The 18442-nt window shown below is 69.2% G+C and carries 15 protein-coding genes; 8 read left to right on the forward strand and 7 right to left on the reverse strand.

What is annotated here, in order from left to right; genetic code table 11:
• Positions 1-199 precede the first annotated feature (199 nt).
• On the forward strand, positions 200-1018 hold the full coding sequence (locus K7G19_RS03760; RefSeq protein ID WP_226105853.1) for a metal-dependent hydrolase: 819 nt from the start codon (positions 200-202) through the stop codon (positions 1016-1018).
• A gap of 54 nt (positions 1019-1072) precedes the next feature.
• Here K7G19_RS03760 and K7G19_RS03765 read toward each other — a convergent pair whose 3' ends face one another.
• Positions 1073-1213: a hypothetical protein gene (locus tag K7G19_RS03765; protein ID WP_226105854.1), complete on the reverse strand. Its 141-nt coding sequence runs from the start codon at positions 1211-1213 to the stop codon at positions 1073-1075.
• A gap of 396 nt (positions 1214-1609) precedes the next feature.
• Between K7G19_RS03765 and K7G19_RS03770 the strand changes: the two genes are divergently transcribed.
• Entirely contained in the window at positions 1610-4084 is a 2475-nt protein-coding gene (locus tag K7G19_RS03770) for a penicillin acylase family protein (RefSeq protein ID WP_226105855.1), read from the forward strand.
• Positions 4085-4154: 70 nt separating this feature from the next.
• Here K7G19_RS03770 and K7G19_RS03775 read toward each other — a convergent pair whose 3' ends face one another.
• On the reverse strand, positions 4155-5012 hold the full coding sequence (locus K7G19_RS03775) for an NAD(P)H-dependent oxidoreductase (RefSeq protein ID WP_226105856.1): 858 nt from the start codon (positions 5010-5012) through the stop codon (positions 4155-4157).
• A 91-nt stretch (positions 5013-5103) separates the two neighbouring features.
• Here K7G19_RS03775 and K7G19_RS03780 point away from each other — a divergent pair, with 91 nt between their 5' ends.
• Positions 5104-5997, forward strand: a complete 894-nt coding sequence (locus tag K7G19_RS03780) for a LysR family transcriptional regulator (protein WP_226105857.1) — start codon at positions 5104-5106, stop codon at positions 5995-5997.
• 45 nt (positions 5998-6042) lie between these two features.
• Here the strand turns inward: K7G19_RS03780 and K7G19_RS03785 are convergent, their stop codons facing one another.
• A complete protein-coding gene (locus tag K7G19_RS03785) occupies positions 6043-6948 on the reverse strand; it encodes a LysR family transcriptional regulator (protein WP_226105859.1) in 906 nt (301 codons plus the stop codon).
• Positions 6949-7103: 155 nt separating this feature from the next.
• On the opposite strand from K7G19_RS03785, the gene K7G19_RS03790 reads away from it, so the two are divergent.
• Positions 7104-8720 (forward strand): SGNH/GDSL hydrolase family protein, encoded by a 1617-nt coding sequence (locus K7G19_RS03790; protein WP_226105861.1) that lies wholly within the window; start codon positions 7104-7106, stop codon positions 8718-8720.
• Positions 8721-8744: 24 nt separating this feature from the next.
• Here K7G19_RS03790 and K7G19_RS03795 read toward each other — a convergent pair whose 3' ends face one another.
• Complete coding sequence (locus K7G19_RS03795; protein ID WP_226105863.1) at positions 8745-9320, reverse strand: TetR/AcrR family transcriptional regulator; 576 nt, start codon at positions 9318-9320, stop codon at positions 8745-8747.
• Between the two features lie 152 nt (positions 9321-9472).
• On the opposite strand from K7G19_RS03795, the gene K7G19_RS03800 reads away from it, so the two are divergent.
• The 4 genes from K7G19_RS03800 to K7G19_RS03815 all read left to right on the forward strand — a co-directional run bounded on the left by K7G19_RS03800 (position 9473) and on the right by K7G19_RS03815 (position 15446).
• Positions 9473-10741: a Bcr/CflA family efflux MFS transporter gene (locus tag K7G19_RS03800; RefSeq protein WP_226105865.1), complete on the forward strand. Its 1269-nt coding sequence runs from the start codon at positions 9473-9475 to the stop codon at positions 10739-10741.
• 131 nt (positions 10742-10872) lie between these two features.
• Positions 10873-11640 carry an SDR family NAD(P)-dependent oxidoreductase gene (locus K7G19_RS03805; RefSeq protein WP_226105867.1) on the forward strand — a complete coding sequence of 256 codons (768 nt, stop codon included), beginning with the start codon at positions 10873-10875 and terminating at the stop codon, positions 11638-11640.
• Positions 11627-13408 carry an alpha,alpha-trehalase TreF gene (gene treF / locus K7G19_RS03810; RefSeq protein WP_226105869.1) on the forward strand — a complete coding sequence of 594 codons (1782 nt, stop codon included), beginning with the start codon at positions 11627-11629 and terminating at the stop codon, positions 13406-13408. The genes K7G19_RS03805 and treF overlap by 14 nt, the downstream gene beginning before the upstream one ends.
• Positions 13409-13646: 238 nt before the next feature.
• Positions 13647-15446: a methyl-accepting chemotaxis protein gene (locus K7G19_RS03815; protein ID WP_226105871.1), complete on the forward strand. Its 1800-nt coding sequence runs from the start codon at positions 13647-13649 to the stop codon at positions 15444-15446.
• Positions 15447-15555: 109 nt separating this feature from the next.
• Here the strand turns inward: K7G19_RS03815 and K7G19_RS03820 are convergent, their stop codons facing one another.
• From K7G19_RS03820 to K7G19_RS03830, 3 genes are all read right to left on the reverse strand, one after another.
• Positions 15556-16035, reverse strand: coding sequence for a carboxymuconolactone decarboxylase family protein (locus tag K7G19_RS03820; protein ID WP_149316061.1), 480 nt, complete (start codon positions 16033-16035; stop codon positions 15556-15558).
• A gap of 97 nt (positions 16036-16132) precedes the next feature.
• Entirely contained in the window at positions 16133-17161 is a 1029-nt protein-coding gene (locus K7G19_RS03825; RefSeq protein ID WP_226105873.1) for an RNA polymerase sigma-70 factor, read from the reverse strand.
• A gap of 169 nt (positions 17162-17330) precedes the next feature.
• Positions 17331-18023 carry a putative glycolipid-binding domain-containing protein gene (locus K7G19_RS03830; RefSeq protein ID WP_226105875.1) on the reverse strand — a complete coding sequence of 231 codons (693 nt, stop codon included), beginning with the start codon at positions 18021-18023 and terminating at the stop codon, positions 17331-17333.
• Positions 18024-18442 lie beyond the last annotated feature (419 nt).

Below are 18442 nucleotides of genomic sequence, written 5' to 3' on the forward strand. Positions count from 1 at the left end.
TGGGTCGCTCGTGGTGGATCGCTCGTCGTGGATCCCTCATCGTGGATCGCCCGTGGTGGATCGCCCGTGGTAGGTCGCTCGTGTTGAGTTGCTCGTGGCGGGTCGCGCATTATCCGCCGCCATGGTACTTGACAGTACCGATCCACGCCATCATGATCGGTACTCCGCAGTACCACCCACCCGCACCCGGGAGACCACCGTGACGCACCTCGTCGTTCGCCGCCTGCTCGTCGATATGGAAGCGCCGATCCCGCGGCATTGGTGCGCGGGCGATCCGTTCCGCACCGCCTTTCTGAATGCGCTGTCGATGAGCTTTCCGGTCGGCGAGCAATTCTTTATCGATGCGGTGCGCAATGGCCTGAAGGCCCTGCCGCCCGAACAGCAGGACCGGTTCCGCGCCGAGGTGCAGGGTTTCGTCGGCCAGGAGGCCACGCATCGCCGCCTGCACGGCCTCTACAACGAGCATCTGCGCACGCAGGGGCTGGTCAACGCGTGGGAGGTCCGATCGAAGGAACGGCTGAAGCAGCTGGAAGGGGTGGACCCGCGCCACCCGCTGGCGATCACGGCGGCGTTCGAACACTTCACCGCGATCTTCGCCGACTGGATGCTGCGCAACGCAGACATGCTCGGCGAGCAGGATCCGCGCCTGGCGACGCTATGGCTGTGGCACAGCGCCGAGGAAACCGAGCATCGCAACACCGCCTTCGACCTGTACCAGGCGCTGGGCGGCTCCCACGCATGGCGCATTACCTGGTTCCGCCGCATCAGCATCACCTTCCTCGGCGATGCGCTGCGCCAGACCATCGACAATCTGCGCCGCGACGGCACGCTGTGGCAATGGCGGACCTGGGCCGGTGCGGCGCGATTCCTGTTCGGCAAGCGCGGCCTGATCCGCCAGACGTTCGGCGCGTGGCGCGACTACTTCCGCCGGGATTTCCATCCGACCGACCACGACGCCAGCGCTTCGGCGCAATGGCTGGAGGCCCACCGGGACAAGTACGTGCCGGTCGGCGCCTGAAGGCGGCACGAGCAGACCGCGCGCCGACGGCCGCCCTTCCCGATTCTTACCCGATTACCAGTACGACAACACCAGCAGCCCGATCAGCACGATCGCGATAAACACCCACAGCATCGGACGTGCGATCAGGTGGCGGCCACGCGTCGATGCGCGGGCGGCCTCGGCGTTGGTACCGTACTCATCTTTTCTCGGCATGGCGGTGACTCGAAGGGCTTGATATAACCGGGTGACGCACGGATCGTGCCGAGTGCGACAGCCTCGCCCGGTGCAGCGCGCCATGCCCCGGGCGCGTGCAATTTTGACAACGGCATGGCCGCCTTGACCTGCGTGCCCGCCGCCCGCCCGCGGCACGCCCCGCGGCACGCCCCGTCGCACGCCCCGCGGCACGCCCCGCGGCACGCCCCGTCGCACGCCCCGCCGCACGCCCCGCCGCAAGCGCCGTCGCCCGCCCCCTTCGCACCCGCGATCCGTGCGATCACCGTGCACACCTTCCCCATCCCGCCGCCCGCTCGGCTATGCTTCGGTGGCCGGATTCCGCTGAGCCAGCCTCCGGCACGCGCTCCACCAAGACCAACAAAGCAAGGAGACCCGATGCGCATCGTCCGCCGGCGGCCCGCCGCCACCCTGCTCCGCCACCTCGCCCTCGTCGCCGCTGCCCTGCCCGCGCTGGCAGGCACCGCGTCGGCAGCGCCGCCCACCGACCGTTATGCCGCCCCCGGCCTGGAGAAGCCGGCCAGCATCCTGATCGATCGCTGGGGCGTGCCGCATATCTACGCCGGCACGCTGTACGACGCCTTCTACGCGCAAGGCTTCATCGCCGCGCGCGATCGGCTCTGGCAGATCGACCTGTGGCGCAAGCGCGGGCTCGGCGAGATGGCCAAGGACTTCGGTCCGGCCTATGTCGACGGCGACCGCATGGCGCGGGCCGTGCTGTACCGCGGCGACATGTATCGCGAATGGCTGGCCTACGGCTCCGACGCGAAGCGCGTGGCCGAGGCCTTCGTCGCCGGCGTCAACGCCTACGTGGCGCTGACCGAGGCGCAGCCCGAACTGCTGCCGCGCGAGTTCAAGCAGCTTGGCTACAAGCCCTCGCGCTGGCGCGCCGAGGACATCGTCCGCATCCGCCACCACGGCCTGACGCTGAATTTCACCGGCGAGGTCGACCGCGCCACGCTGTACTGCCAGGCCAAGGAGCAGGCGGCGCGCGCGGACTGGCTGCGGCGCGAGCTCGATCCGCCCATCACGCCGACGCTGCCCGAGGGACTGGATCCCTGCGCCGTGCCCGCCGCCGCGCTGAAGAAGGCCTATACGCTGGCCACCGCCGCGGCGAATTTCCCCAAGGAAGCCTGGCAAAAGGCGAGCGCCGATGCGGTGCCGGTGGACCAGCTCTACGCCGCCGTCGACGCGAACAGCGACACCGGCCGCAGCCTGGGATCGAACAACTGGGTGATCGCCGGCAGCCGCACGTCCACGGGCCGCCCCATCCTCGCCAACGACCCGCACCGGGCGCACGGCGCGCCCAGCCTGCGTTATGTCTCGCATCTGAACGCGCCCGGCCTGTCGGTGATCGGCGCCGGCGAGCCCTTCCTGCCCGGCATCTCGATCGGCCACAACGGCACCATCGCCTTCGGCCTGACGCGCTTCTACATGGACCAGGAAGACCTGTACGTCTACGAGACCGATCCCGCGCAGCCCAAGTCCTACCGCTATCGCGGCCGCTGGGAGCCGATGGAGACCATCACCGAGAAGATCGCTGTCCGCGGCGAGGCCGAGCCGCGCACGGTGACCATCGACTTCACGCGCCACGGTCCGGTGCTGCATGCCGACGACGCCAGCCATCGCGCCTGGGCGCTGCGCGCGGCCTGGCTCGATACCGGCATGGCGCCCTACTTCGGCTCGATGGACTACATGCGCGCGACCAACTGGGACCAGTTCCGCGCGGCGATGAACCGCTGGGGCGCGCCCGGCGAAAACCAGGTCTATGCCGACCGCAACGGCAATATCGGCTGGATTCCGGGCGGCCTGACCGTGATCCGCCCCAACTGGGACGGCCTGTTCCCGGTACCGGGCGACGGCCGCTACGAGTGGGCCGGCTACCGCAACATGGACGAGCTGCCGTGGGCCTACAACCCGTCCACCGGCCATATCGTCACGGCCAACGAGAACAATATTCCGCCGGATCATCCGGCCGCGAAGCTCGGCGTCGGCTACGAATGGAGCGACAGCTCGCGGGCTCGCCGGCTCAAGAGCCTGGTCGCCGCCGCGCCGGTCAGCTCGCTGCGCGATTCGATCGCCTGGCAGAACGACACCGTGTCGCTGCCCGCGCAGCGGACGCTGGCCGTGATGCGCACCGTCGGCAATGCCGGCGCCGCGGCATCGCTGCTGCAGGACCCGCAGGTGCAGCGCGCGGTCGCGCTGCTGCGCGGCTGGGACGGCAATGTGCGCGCCGACAGCGTGCCGGCCGCGCTGTTCGAGATCTGGTTCAGCAACCATCTGCGGCAGGCGGTGGTGCGCGCCGCGCTGCCCGAGGACGCGGCCAAGCTGGTCGGCGCCGGCGATGCGGCGCGCGTGCTGGCGGTACTGGAGCAGCCGGACACGTGGATGCCGACGGCGCGGCGCGATGAAGTCATGCTGACCTCGCTGAAGGCCGCGATGGCCGAGCTCGAGCGGCGTTCGCCCTCGCCGGAAAAACTGGCGACCTGGGGCACGCTGCATCGCGCGATCTTCCGCCATCCGCTCGCCAACATCGTCGACGACGCGACGCGCGCCCAGTACAACGTCGATGCGGGCGGCATCGGCGGGTCCGCCTTCACGCCGATGAACACCAGCTACCGCAACAGCGACTATCACCTGACCGCGGGCGCGTCGTTCCGCATGGTGCTGGACGTCGGCAACTGGGATCAGGGGCGCGTCGTCAATACCCCGGGCCAATCGGGCGATCCCGGCAATCCGCACTATCGGGATCTCGCACCTATCTGGGCGAAGGGGCAGACGTTCCCGCTGGTGTATTCGCGCAAGGCGGTCGAACGTGCCGCGGAGAAGCGGATCGAGCTGACGCCGCGGTAAGGCGTCACCACCGCATCGATTGACGTCGAAGATGCGGCAAGCGGGCGTGCCTTGTGCACGCCCGTTTCTTTTAGCCCACCGCCTGCAGGGACGGCGGCGCGACGGCTTCCTGCGAGGGCCACAGCGACAGCGACGGCGACTCCGCAGGCACTGGCGAGACATGCACCCCAAACCCCGTCCGGCCCGGTGCCAGGTCGTCCCGCAAGGTCAGCTGCGGAATCGCATAGTCCCCGCCGTTCTGCCGGCGGAATGGAATCGGCGGCGTCGTGTCGAGCCGATCCAGCCGCTGGCCGAGTTCCTCCCGGATGGTGGCAAAGCGCGCCGCATCGACGCGGCCGGTCCGATAGACCACGTAGGGCGGCAACACATCGAAGCCGGGGTAATGCAGGATCCCGTGCTGGATCGGGAACAGGATGTCGTCGATGGGCCCGTTGATGCCGCGCGGGCTGTAATGCGATTCCCATCCGCCCGCGGTGACGACCAGCATCGCCCGCTTGCCGGCCAGCGTGCCCTCGCCGTAGCGGTCGCCCCAGCGCGCATCCGAGTGTTCGCCGACGCCATAGGCAAACCCGTAGGCATAGACCCGTTCCACCCAGCCCTTCAGGATTGCCGGCATCGAGAACCACCACAGCGGAAACTGCAGGATCACCGCATCGGCCCACAGCAGCTTGCGCTGCTCGGCGGCGATGTCCTCGCTTTGCCTGCCATGTTCGAAGGCGTGTTTGGAGTCCAGCGACGCATCGAAGCGCTCGCCGGCCCGATGGTCCAGGTTGTCCGCGGCGTCGAGCGTGGCCTTCCACTGCATCGCGTAGAGATCGGATACCTGCACCGTATGGCCGGCCGCGTTCAGCCGCTGGACGGCAAAGTCGCGGATCGCCCCGTTCAGCGAGCGCGGTTCGGGATGCGCATAGACCAGAAGAACATTCATCGTGAGCCTCCATTGCCCATTGCAAGAGGAGGCCAGCTTAGGGTCGCGTCCGCTATATTGGAAATGAATTTCTGAAATTCCAGGTATTGTCATGAACAATTTCGGACGGCTGGATCTGAACCTGCTGATCACGCTCGACGCCCTGCTCGCGGAGCGCAATGTCACGCGTGCGGCCGAGCGGCTGCATCTGTCGCAGCCCTCGGTCAGCGTGCAGCTGGCCAAGCTGCGCGAGACGCTGGGCGACCCCCTGCTGCTGCCGGGCCCGCGCGGCATGCGACCGACCGCCCGTGCCGAGGCGCTCCGCGAGCCCTTGCGCGAAGCGCTCGAGGCGCTGCAGCGGGCGGTATCTCCGCAGGGTCCGTTCGATCCGGCGCTGGCGACCGACACCTGGCGCATCGCCGCTTTCGACTACGCCGAGTCGACGATCGTGCTGCCGCTGCTGCACGGCCTGCGCGCGATGGCCCCCGGCACCCGCCTCGCGGTCGTGCAGGCGGTGCCGTCGCTGCTGGCGCGGCAGGCCGAACAGGGAGAGATCGATCTGGCTTTCCATACCACCGAGGGCGCGCCGCAGGGGCTGCATCGCCGGCCGCTGTTTGCCGAGCGCTACGTGCTGGTCGGCCGCGCCGGCCACCCGGGCCTGAAGCGCAAGCCGACGCCGGCACAGTTCTGCAGGCTCGAACACGTGATCGTGTCGCCCGATGGCGGCGGTTTTCATGGGCCGACCGACGAGGCGCTGGCCGCGCGCGGTCTGTCGCGCCGAGTCGTGCTGTCGGTGCCGCATTTCCTGTTCGTGCTGTCGGTGCTGGCCAGCACCGATCTGGTCGCGATGCTGCCGTCGCGCCTGGTGCGCGATGCCGCCGGCCTGAAGGTGGTCGAAGCCCCGATCGAGATACCGGGCTACGAGATGTCGATGCTGTGGCACGAGCGCGTCCATCGCGACCCCGCGCATCGCTGGCTGCGCGACACCATCGTGGCATCGGTGTAGTCCCCGGCCCGGGCAGCCTTGCCCGGGCAGCTTGCGCGGGCAGCCTTACACCGGCTGCATACCGGGCAGCAAGGGGATGCGCTCGGCAAGGAAGTCCATCAACACGCGCACGCGGGCCGGCTGATAGCGGCGGCTCGGATAGACGAGGAAGGCGTCTTGCGCGCTGCCATGCCAGCGTGGCAGCACGCGCACCAGCGTGCCGTCGTCCAGCAGATCCTGCACCAGCCAGGCCGGCGTCAGTCCGAAGCCGGCGCCGGCGACAAAGCCCTCGCGCATCGCCAGCGAGTTGTTGACGCGATAACGGCCGGGTGCCTCGATCGTGGCCGGGCCGTTCGGCCCTTCCATCACGATCGCGTCGCCACCGGCCAGCCACGTGAAACGCAGCATGGGCACCGACGCCAGGTCCGCGGGATGGCGGACGCGCTTGTGCCGCGCCATCAGCGTGGGGCTCGCGACCAGCATGCGTGGCGACACGGCGATGCGCCGCGCGACCACATTGGGCGGCAGTTGCGCCCCGAGCCGCAGCGCCAGATCGACGCCCTCGGCGACCAGGTCGACATAGCGGTCGTCGAACAGCAGTTCGACCTCCACCTCGGGATAGCGCTGCTGGAACGCCAGCACCAGCGCGTTCAGGCGCAGCACGCCGAAGCTGACCGGCGCGCTCAGGCGGACCAGTCCGGACGGACGCTCGGCCTGCCCCTGCGCATCGCCGACGGCCTCGCCGAATTCCTCCAGCACGCGCCGCGCACGCTCGTAGAAACGGCGCCCGGCCTCTGTCGGGGACAGGCTGGTGGTGCTGCGCTCGAGCAGCCGTACGCCGAGCTGCTTCTCCAGAGCTGCCACCACCTTGCTGATGGTGGGCTGCGACGCCTGCTGTTCGCGCGCGACGGCCGACAGGCTGCCCAGTTCGACGGCCCGGACGAAGGTCTGCATTGCGCGAATGGTGTCCATGAAGGAGTTCCTGACAGGGTTGAGCCGCAACGCGCGTAGCGGGTAGCGCGTAGCGGGTAGCGCGTAGCGGGTAGCGCGTAGCGGGTAGCGCGTAGCGGGTAGCGGGTTGCGGGTTGCGGGTTGCGGGTTGCGGGTTGCGGGTTGCGGGTTGCGGGTTGCGGGTTGCGGGTTGCGGGTTGCGGGTTGCGGGTTGCGGGTTGCGGGTAACGGATCGTGGGTCGCTCATTCCAATATCGAATGACGGACATGCCATTCTTCCATCTTCTGCAAGATGTCGGCATACCGTAGCTTGGCGCCTGTACCGGCCTGCGGCCGGGCTTCCACAGGACGATTCGAACCATGCCGACCTCTTTGCTCATGCCCTTCCCCGTGCCCTTGCCCGTGCCTTTCCCCGTGCCTTTCCCCGTGCCTTTCCCCGTGCCTTTCCCCATGCCCTCCGCCAACGCTGGCTGCGCACCTGCGCCGCCATCGCGCTGGGCACCGCGGCGCTTGCCGCGTTCGCCACCGAAACGCCCACGGCCCACTGGCTGTCGACCTGGACCGCCAGCGAGCAGCCGGTCTGGCAGGCCGGCGAACTGCCGCTGCCGACCGGCGTGCCGGCACGGCTCGACAACCAGACGCTGCGCCAGATTGCAAGGATCAGCGTCGGCGGCGCGCGTGCACGCCTGGTGCTGTCGAACCGATACGGACGCGAGCCGGTGACGATCGGCGCGGCGCGGATTGCGCTCGCCACCGGGCGCGACGGCATCGATGCAACAACCGATCGCGCCGCGACCTTCGGCGGCAGTCCGTCGATCACGATCCCGGCCGGTGCCACCGTGACAAGCGATTCGATCGAACTCTCGCTGCCCCCGCTGAGCGAACTCACGGTCAGCCTGCACCTGCCAAAGCCGTTCCGGCCCGGCGGTTTTCATTGGGATGGCCGGCAGACCGCGTGGCTGGCACCGGGCGACGCCACGCGCGATGCCACGCTGCCGGATGCAACGTCCTTCAGCGGCAGGCTGCTCCTCGCCGCCATCGAGGTAGAGGCGAGTCACGGCGCGGGGGCCGTGGTCGCGATCGGCGATTCGATCACCGAAGGCAATGGCTCGACGGTCGACGCCAATCGCCGCTGGCCCGACGGCCTCGCCGCACGGCTCGCGCCGCAGGGCCTGGCGGTGCTCAATGCCGGCATCTCGGGCGGCCAGCTGTTGCGTGACGGCATGGGCGAGTCCGCGCTGGCGCGCTTCGAGCGCGACGTTCTCGGCCAGACGGGCGTGCGCGCGGTCATCGTCGCCATCGGCATCAACGACATCGGCTGGCCAGGCTCGACCTTCGCCGCGCGGACGCCGCTACCGGACCCCGCCGCGATGATCGAGGGCTATCGCGCGCTGATCCGCCGATCGCACGAACGGGGCATTCGCGCGATCGGCGCCACCATCACGCCGTTCGCCGGCGCGCTGGCCGGCACGCCGATCCGCGGCTACGACGCGCCGCCGCGGAAAGAAGCGCTGCGGCAAGCCATCAATGCGTGGATACGCGACAGCGGCGAATTCGATGCCGTCGCGGATTTCGATGCGGCGCTGCGCGACCCGGCACGCCCGGAGGCAATGCTGCCGCGCTACGACAGCGGCGACCATCTGCATCCGGGCGATGCGGGCTATCGACGAATGGCGGAAGTCGCCGCAGCTGCGGTCGCCGGGGTCGCCGGGGTCGCCGAGGTTGCCGAGGTCGCCGGGGTCGCCGGGGTCGCCGGGGTCGCAGCGGTCGCACCAAGCGCCGCGACCGACTGAACGGCGTTGCCGGCGCCGCGCAATCTATCGGCGATCGTCGGTCAACCTCGCCACCGCCGCCTGCAGGATCTCGTCGGACAGCGCCGGCTCGTCGACCGCGCGCGACAGCATCAGCGCGCCGACGATCTGCGACAGCACGGCCAGCGCCCGCGGCCGCGACATCTCCACGCCCGCCTGCCGCTTCATCTCGATCAGCAGGCCGGCATAGTCCTCGACCGCTTTCGAGAACACGGCCCGCACCGGTTGCGCGCGATGGCGCGTATGGCCGCTGCACGCGGCGAGCAGGCAGCCGCGGTCCGCCGCATCGCGGTGCGTCGCGGACAGATAGCGCTCGACGAAGGCGGTAAAGGCTTGCTCCCCGCCCTGCTCGCGCATCCGCTGCCAGAACGCCAGGTTTTGCTCCAGCGCCTGCTCGCTCGCCTCGCGCGCGAGCTCCTCCTTCGAGGCGAACTGCTTGTAGAAGCCGCCCTGCGTCAGGCCCGCCGCCTTCATCAGATCGGCGATGCCGATGCCGTCGAAACCATGCTCGCGAAACAGCCGGCTCGAGGTCTCGACGACCCGCCGGCGGTTCTCCTCGGCCTGTGCGCGAGTGACCCGCATCCTGCTCTCCTGTCATATGGCGCGGTCGCCACTTCGGCGCTCCGCCCAAATAGATGTTGATCTAAGTCTAAAACGCATTTAGATTGCGACCACCATCATAACCACTTGCCGACGCCGCTGACCAGCGTGCCGGGAGAAACAGGATGCAGAACATGCCAGCCGATGCGGGCGCCAACGCTGCCAACGCCGCTGCCAGCCACATCACCAGTCCCCTCACCAGCCCCACCGCCGGCCCAACCGCCCGCACGCTGACCGGCAGCACGCTGGCGATGCTCGGCGGCCTGGCCGCGCTGGGCGCGCTGGCCACCAACATCATCCTGCCCGCCTTCCCCGCGATGGGCGCCAGCCTCGGCGTGACGGTGGCCGAACTGGGGGCCGCGCTCAGCAGCTTCTTCCTGGCCTTCGCGATCGGCCAGCTGGTCGCCGGTCCGCTGTCCGACCGCTGGGGACGCCAGCCGCTGGTGCTCGGCGGCCTGGCCGTCTTTATCGCCGGCAGCCTGATCTGTGCCGCCGCCGATACGCTGGGCATGCTGATCGCCGGCCGCGTGGTGCAGGCCTTCGGCGTCTGCGCGGCCTCGGTCCTGTCCCGGGCGATCGCCCGCGACCTGTTCGATGGCGCCGCGCTGGCGCGCGCGCTGGCCTTGACGATGGTGGCAATGGCCGCCGCGCCGGGCTTCTCGCCGTTGATCGGCAGCGCGCTCGACAGCTGGCTCGGCTGGCGCTCGGCCTTCGTCGCGCTGGCCGTGGCGGGCGCGGCATTGACACTCCACTACCGGCTTTCCACCGGCGAGACGCACGCGCCCGATCGACGCCAGGCCGTGTCGATGGGCAAGGTCCTGCGCGGCTATCTCGCGCTGCTGGCCGACCGCCGCTTCATCCTGTCGGCGGGCGCGGTGGGCCTGATGACCGGCAACACCTTCACGTTCTTCGCCGCCGCGCCGCGCGTGCTGATGGGCAAGCTCGGCTTGTCTTCGCTGTCGCTCGGGGTGTTCTTCGCCATCACGGTGTTCGTCGTGTTCGCCGCGGGCTTTCTGGCGCCGCGGCTGGCGAAGGCGCGTGGCCTGCGGACAGTGGCCATGTCCGGCATCGTGATCGCCGCCGCCGGCGGCGCCGCGCTGATGGCCGTGCCGGGCACATCGCTGGCGGGCTTTGTCGGCGGGATCGCGGTATTCCTGTTCGGCATGGGGCTGGTCAATCCGCTGGCCACCGCGATCACGCTGCAGCCCTTCGGCCGCGAAGCCGGTGCCGCCTCGGCGCTGCTGGGTTTCCTGCAGATGTTCTGCGCCGCAGTCGGTACCGCGCTGGCGTCCCTGCCCTCCGATGCGCCGGCACGCCTGCTCGGCATGGTCATTGCAACGGCCTCCGTCCTCGGCCTGCTGCTGTTCCTGCAGACCCGCAGCCCGGCGACCACCGCCAACTAGCACACCCGCCACCGGGCACCGCCGCCCGGCCGGCCTGGAACTTCACGCCGGCGCACCGACTCACACCGGGATACCTGTCCCACAGGCTCGGCCGCTTTCCTTCGGCGGCCTCACCGTCAAGAGGTGCGCAGATGAGACTGCAAGGCAAGACTGTGCTGGTGACCGGCGCCGCGTCCGGCATCGGCCGCGGCATCGCGCTGCGGCTGGCAAGCGAAGGCGCCAACGTGGTGGTGGCGGTGCATCGGCTGGACGAACGCTCCGAGCAGGTGCAAAAGCAGATCCGCGAGGCAGGCGTGCAGGCATGGGTCGTGAAAGGCGACGTCGCCGGCGTGGGCGAGGTCGAGCGGCTGTTCCGCGAGGCCGCCGCTGCCGCCGGTTCGATCGACGCGCTGATCAACAACGCCGGCATCGAGATCCGCGCGCCGTTCGGCGAGGTCACCGAGGAAGACTACGACCGCGTGCTGAACGTCAACCTGAAGGGCCCGTTCTTCCTGTCGCAGCAATTCGTGCAGCACTGCCGCCAGCAAGGCCGCGGCGGCAAGATCGTCAATATCAGCTCGGTGCACGAGGATCTGCCCTTCCCCAACTTCACCAGCTACTGCGTCAGCAAGGGCGGACTGCGCATGCTGATGCGCAACCTCGCGATCGAGCTGGCGCCGCTCGGCATCACCGTCAACAACATCGCGCCGGGGGCGATCCAGACCCCGATCAACAAGGGCTTGCAGCAACGCCCCGACCAGCTGCGCGCGCTGCTGGCCAACATCCCGCTGGGCCGGCTCGGCGAGCCGGGCGACGTGGCGGGACTGGCGGCCTTCCTGTGCAGCGCCGACGCGGACTACATCACGGGGGCCACGCTGGTGATCGACGGCGGGCTGCTGTGGAACTATGCGGAGCAATAGAGACGCGATCCGCGCGGCGCAGGACAGCCCCTCGGGCACGGCCCATGCCGTTCCGCCCGTCACGCCGGCCGCGCCGGACGGCCCCAATGCGCAGGCTGTTGCCGAGGGCGTCCATCCCGCCGCGGAAGCCGCGACCCGCGAGCCGGCAGTTACCCGGCTGCCCTGCCCGCCGCCGCACCGGCTCGAGGGATGCGCGCATGCCGATGCGCTGTCCCCGGCCGAGCGCTATGGCGAGTTGTTCGTCCGCGTGCAGGCCAGCGGCATCTTCGCCGACAGCAAGACCTTTCCCGATTGCCTGCCCCTCGCCCCGCCCGAAGAGATCCTGTCCCGGTACCAACGGCAGCGCGATCTTCCCGGCTTTTCGCTGGAGGCCTTCGTCGCCGAGCATTTCGCGCGCAGCACCGTGCCGGACAGCCACTACGTCTCCAACCCCGACCAATCCCTGCGCGAACATATCGACAGCCTGTGGCCAGTGCTGACGCGCGATCCGATCGACCATCCGCCGTGGTGCTCGCTGCTGCCGCTGCCTCACCCCTATGTCGTACCCGGCGGCCGCTTCGGCGAGCTGTATTACTGGGATTCGTATTTCACGATGCTGGGCCTCGAGGCCAGCGGCCGCCACGATCTGGTGCGGGCGATGGCGGACAACTTCGCCTATCTGCTCGACAGCTACGGGCTGGTGCCCAACGGCACGCGCAGCTACTACCTGAGCCGCTCGCAGCCGCCGGTGTTTACGCTGATGACGGAACTGTTCGAGGCGCAGGGCGTGGAACCACCGCATGCGTACCTGCCGCATCTGCGCACCGAACACGCGTTCTGGATGGACGGCGCCGAACGATTGTGCCCCGGCACCGCGCATCGGCGCGCGGTGCGGCTGCCGGACGGCAGCCTGCTGAACCGCTACTGGGACGACCATGCCCGCCCGCGCGAGGAATCGTTTCTCGAGGACGTCGTCACCGCGCACCGCGGCGACCGGCCGGCCCACCTTGTCTTTCGCGATCTGCGCGCCGCCGCGGAATCGGGCTGGGACTTCAGCTCGCGCTGGCTCGACGAGTCGGCCCCCGGCACGCCGGCATCGCTGTCGACGATCCGCACCACCGCGATCCTGCCGATCGACCTCAACGCGCTGCTGTGGCATGCCGAGACGCGCCTGGCGACGCTGTGCGAACGCGCCGGCGATGCCGCTGGCGCGGCCCGCTATGCCGCGATGGCGCACGCACGGCGCGAAGCCATCGAGCGGCATCTGTGGCATCCGGAACTGGGCGCCTTCGTCGACTACGACTGGCATCGCGGCGCCCGCCGGCAGTGCCTGACCGCGGCCACCGTGATGCCGCTGTTCGTCGGGCTGGCATCGGATGAACAGGCGGCCGCCATCGGCGCCACGCTGCGGGCGCGACTGCTCGCCGAAGGGGGACTGGCCACGACCTGCGTGCGATCGGGGGAGCAGTGGGACCAGCCGAACGGCTGGGCACCGCTGCAGTGGCTGGCAATCCAGGGCCTGCGCCGCCATGGCGACGAGGCGCTGGCGCACGAGATCGCCGACCGTTGGCTGTCCACCGTCGCCGGCCTCTATCGGCGCGAATACAAGCTGGTCGAGAAATACCGGCTGCGCCGCAAGGGCCGCCATGCGCTTGGCGGCGGCGGCGGCGAATATCCGCTGCAGGACGGCTTCGGCTGGACCAACGGCGTGGTGGCAATGCTGCTGCAGCACTATCCGGAGCATCCGGCGGCGGGGACGCGGGCCGGGGTTGGCGCGAACGGCAACTAAGAAGCGGCAAGCAAGGAACGGCGGCCAGGGGCAGCGTTCACTGGCATCCGCGCTGCATCGACCGGTGCTCGGGGTGTCATGCGCAACTCGTCACACCGAATCATTGCATAGGCAATTCCATACAGAAGCCAGGGTGAAGTTTGGCCAATCCCCGCCGTTAGCCATCGCGTCTGCTACCGCAGGCCTCGTCAACCGGCCGGCGCCATCGATGGCGGCCCCTTCCTGGAATTTGCTTCGTATGTTCTCCTCCATCCGCGCGCGCATCGTCGCGCTGTGCGTGGGCATTGTCGTGGCCGCGCTCGCGGTCAATGCCGCCGTCAATTACGCGGTCGCCGACTCCTACAACGACACCGCGATCGACAGTTCGCTGAGCGCGCTGCAGGCCGGCCATGCCGGCGCGATCGCCGACTGGGTCGACGGCCATGGCCGAATGATTGCCTCGCTGCGCGACGCGGTGCTGCAGGCCGATCCGTCGGCCGCGTTGAAGCAGGTCGCGGACGCCGGCGGCTTCGTCAACGTCTATGTCGGCTATGACGACAAGCGCGCGATGTTCTCCAATCCGACCGGGATTCCGCCGGACTACGATCCGACCGGCCGTCCGTGGTATCGCCAGGCCGCCGCGGCCGGCAAGCCGGTGGTGACGCCGCCCTATGTCGATGCCGGCAGCGGCAAGCTGGTGGTGGCCTTCGCCGCGCCCGTCGTCGCCGATGGCGGCGTCAAGGCGGTGGTGTCGGGCGACGTGGCGATGGATCGCGTGATCGCCAACGTCAAGGCGATCCACCCGACGCCGTCGAGCTTCGGCATGCTGGTCACGCAAGGTGGGCTGATCGTCGCGCATCCCGACGACAAGCTGACGCTCAAGCCCGTCGCCGATCTGGTACCGGGTCTCGACGCCGCGCAGCTCGCCGCGCTGCTGACGGCCGCCGCGCCGACCGAAGTGCAGGTCGGCGGTGCCGCCAAGCTGCTGCGCGCCCGGGCGATTCCGAATACCGACTGGATCGCGGTGATCGCGCTGGACAAGACCGAAGCGACCGCGGGCATGCGTTCGGTGCTGATGGCCTCCGCGCTGACGCTGATCGTGATCGCGCTGGTCGCCGCCGCGCTGGCCGGCATGGCGACGGCGGCCTCGTTCCGCCGCCTGTCGCAGGTGCGCGACGTGATGGACGCGATCGGCTCGGCCGATGGCGACCTGACGCGCCGCCTGCCGGCCGACGGCAAGGACGAGGTCGCGCAGATCGCGCGGGCGTTCAATACCTTCGTCGACAAGCTGTGCTCGGTGATGCGGCAGATCCGCGATGCCAGCGAATCGGTGCGGCACGCGGCCGACGAGATCGCCGCGGGCAACCTGGACCTGTCGCAGCGCACCGAGTCGGCGGCGGCCAGCCTGCAGCAGACCGCTGCGTCGATGGAGCAGATCACCGCCACCGTCGCGCAGTCGGCGACGTCCGCCAGGCAGGCCGACGATTCCGCGGTCGCCGCTTCGCAGATCGCCTCCGAAGGCGGCGTGGTGATCGGCGAGGTCATCGGCACGATGGACAAGATCGAGCACGCGTCGGCCAAGGTCTCCGACATCATCGGCGTGATCGAGGGCATCGCCTTCCAGACCAATATCCTGGCGCTGAACGCGGCCGTGGAAGCGGCCCGCGCGGGAGATCAGGGCCGCGGTTTCGCGGTGGTCGCCGGCGAGGTCCGCGGGCTGGCCCAGCGCAGCGCGCAGGCCGCCAAGGAGATCAAGACGCTGATCGAATCGACCGTCGGCGAGGTGGCCTCGGGCTCGAGCCAGGTACGCAAGGCCGGCGAGACGATGACGGCGATCGTCGGCAATGTCTCGCAGGTCAGCACCGTGATCTCCGAGATTTCCAATGCAGCGATCGAGCAGACGCGCGGCATTCAGGAGGTCAACCAGGCGGTGGGCCAGCTCGACGAGATGGTGCAGCAGAACGCCGCGCTGGTGGAGCAGTCGTCGGCGGCCGCGTCGGCGCTGCAGGCGCAGGCCAACAAGCTGGCGGGGGCGGTGGGATTGTTCCGGCTGGCTTGAAGCGGATCACGACGTCCCCCGCGCAGGCAGGAACCCCGCGTCTTGCGACGCCCCGGGGTTTCCCGCTTTGGCGGGGGACGGATCGGTTGGCCGGCGTTGCCGGCGCGGCTTATTCCAGCCCGGCCTTGTCCAGGCCGAACGCCTTGTCCGCCGACCCCGGCACCGTGCGGAACGCGACGTTGGCGCGATTCCAGCCGTTGATGCCCATCACCGCGAAGGTCAGGTCGGACAGCTCCTTCTCCGACAGCTGGGCCCGCACGCGCTCGTAGACGTCGTCCGGCACGCCGTGCGGCGGCAGCTGCGTCAGCGTTTCGGTCCATTCCAGCACCGCACGCTCGCGCGGCGAGAACAGCGTCGACTCGCGCCAGATGGCGACATGGTAGACGCGCAGCTCGCGCTCGCCGTGCAGCTTGGCCTCCTTGACATGCATGTCGAGACAGAACGCGCAGCCGTTCAGTTGCGAGGCGCGGATCGATACCAGATCGAGCAGCGATCGCTCGATCGCGCCGCCATCGATCGCGTTGCTGAAATTCAGATAGGCCTTGAACAGCTCGGGCGATTGCTGGATGTAGTTCAGGCGTTGGGTCATGGCTTTCTCCTGGTCGAAATGGCTGCGCACCGTTCGGGGCGCAAGGGTTATCACGGCGGCGGCCAGCGGCCGCCCACCTAAAAAAACGTGGGCTCGCTCAGCAGGCGCCGCGGGCCAGCGCGATGCGCAGCAGCTTGTCCGGATTGCGCTGCGCGTGGATGCGGACGATGCGCTCGCCGTCGGTCTCGTAGCACTGCGCCGATTCCAGCTGTCCGTCGATGAAGCGCAGCACGGCCCAGTCGCCATTGAGCAGCGCCAGTTCGGCGCGTACTGTCTGCCCGTGGCGCTGCGGCCCGACCGCGAACACCTTGGCGATGCGCCAGCCGCCGACCAGCGGCTTGGGGAAGCTCGGCACCTTGCCGCCGCCGTCGCCGATCAGCTCGGCGTCCTCCGCCAGCATCGACTGCAACGCCGCCATGTCGCCGCGCTCCATCGCCTGGGCAAAGCCCTGCAGCAGGCGCAGATGCGTCTCGCGGGGGACGGCAAAGCGCGGCCGCTCGTCGCGCAGCTGCACCCTGGCGCGGCTGACCAGCTGGCGGCACGCGGCTTCGCTCTTGCCGATCGCGCGGGCGACGTCGGCGTAGTCGGCGTCGAACACCTCGCGCAGCAGGAAGGCAGCGCGCGCCTCCGGGGTCAGCCGTTCGAGCAGCAGCAGGAATGCCACCGACAGGTCGTCCGCCCGCTCGGTCAGCTGCTCGGGGGTGGCGGGCGATTCGGTCAGTTCGGGTTCGGGCAGCCAGATGCCGGCGTAGTGCTCACGCTGGACCTTGGCCATGCGCAGCCGGTCGATCGCCAGCCGCGTGGTCACGGTGACCAGCCAGGCCTCGGCGTTGTCGATGCTGCCGCGGTCGGCCTCATGCCAACGCAGCCAGGCGTCCTGCACCACATCCTCGGCTTCCGCGACCGTGCCCAGCATCCGGTAGGCGATGCCGTGCAGGCGCGGCCGCAGCCGGGCGAAGGTCAGCGTGGCGGGATCGGCGGGGGCGGCCGTTGCAGCCGTAGCAGCCGTCGCCGCCGGGGCAGCCGTGGCAGCCGTAGCTGCGGTGGTGCCCGTAGCTGCCGTGGTGGCCGTAGTGGCCGTAGTGGCCGGGTCCGGCCGATCGCGGGTATCGGGTGGGCGGGTCATCGCGTTCGATATCGTCAAGGGTCAATGCCATGGCACAACCGTGGCGCCGCCACGGTGCCGGCGTGGCACTGTAGCAGTCAGTTCAAACCCAAGACGTCTGGCGCGGGCCGTTTGTGACAGCGCTGCCGAGCCGCGTCGGAGAAAGCCCGTACCGCCCGCCGCCCCGCGGTCAGGCGCCGCTTTCCGCCAGCGCCCGTGCCGCCGGCATCCGGTCCCAATATGGGGGATAGCTGATCACCAGACCGGCGGGGTCGACCACCAGCTCGGCGGTGAATGCGGAGTCCTGGCCGTGATAGCCGCTCAGGCCGGTGCCGGACGCCTGCCGTTCTGCCGCCGGCCCGAGCGTCTCGTAGCGGAAGCGGCGGCGGCCGTCCGCTTCCGTGGCCAGCAAGGTGTAGCGCTGCCGGACCGGCTCGACCGTCAGCTCGGGCAGGCGGACATAGGCCATCGTGAAGACCTGGCTGGCGCCCGGCTGCCAGCTGGCGTGGCACACCGGCAGCGTGTTGGTGATCGGCGTGGCCATGATGTCGATGTAGGCGGCGTCGGCGAGGTCATCGCGCGGACCGTGCCCATCGGTCCACTGCCCGCCGTCCCACGCGAGCTGCAGGGTCCGCGTGTCGCGCTGGTACACGGTGCGGGCATCGAGCCGGACAAAGCGCCAGTCCGCTCCGCATTCGAGCCGATAGGCCAGCTCCAGCGGACCGTCGTCCCACTGCGCCTGCATCCGCCCTTCGACCCGTACGCGATCCGGGGCGTGGATCACCGCGGCGACATCGAGGCCGGTCCGCGTCTGCCAGGACCACGCCACCAGTTGCACATCGGCGGATTGCATCTTGCCGGCCGGGGATGTCGATGGATTCATGATCGTCCTCCTTGTTGCGCAGACAGGCCTGGGCGCGAGGGCGCCCTGCACGTGGCGCCGGCCCTTGCCATCAAGACCGTCAATCTACCGCGATACCGGCCGGCCGGTGATGCGCAATCGGTATCGATTCCGGGTATTGATTTATTTTTGTCCGACCCGACACATAATGACCGCGAATATTATTCATAAATGGCCGCATGGTAAGCCGTTCCGCCGTCAATTAATCCTTCCATATTGCACACAATGGCACCGCGCATTGCGCAAAGGCGTCACGCAATACGCGTCGTCCGCCATTTTATTGGTGCGCCTTTTTTGTTTTTCATAATCATTCGATAACCACCTGAAGCGGCGCAGCATAGTGATTCCGGGAATGAATCCCTGCTGGTGAAAACCCTGCCATCCCTTTCACTTGACTTAAT

Origin of the sequence: Cupriavidus sp. DB3 (assembly GCF_020418465.1) — a bacterium.
Lineage (GTDB): Bacteria > Pseudomonadota > Gammaproteobacteria > Burkholderiales > Burkholderiaceae > Cupriavidus > Cupriavidus cauae.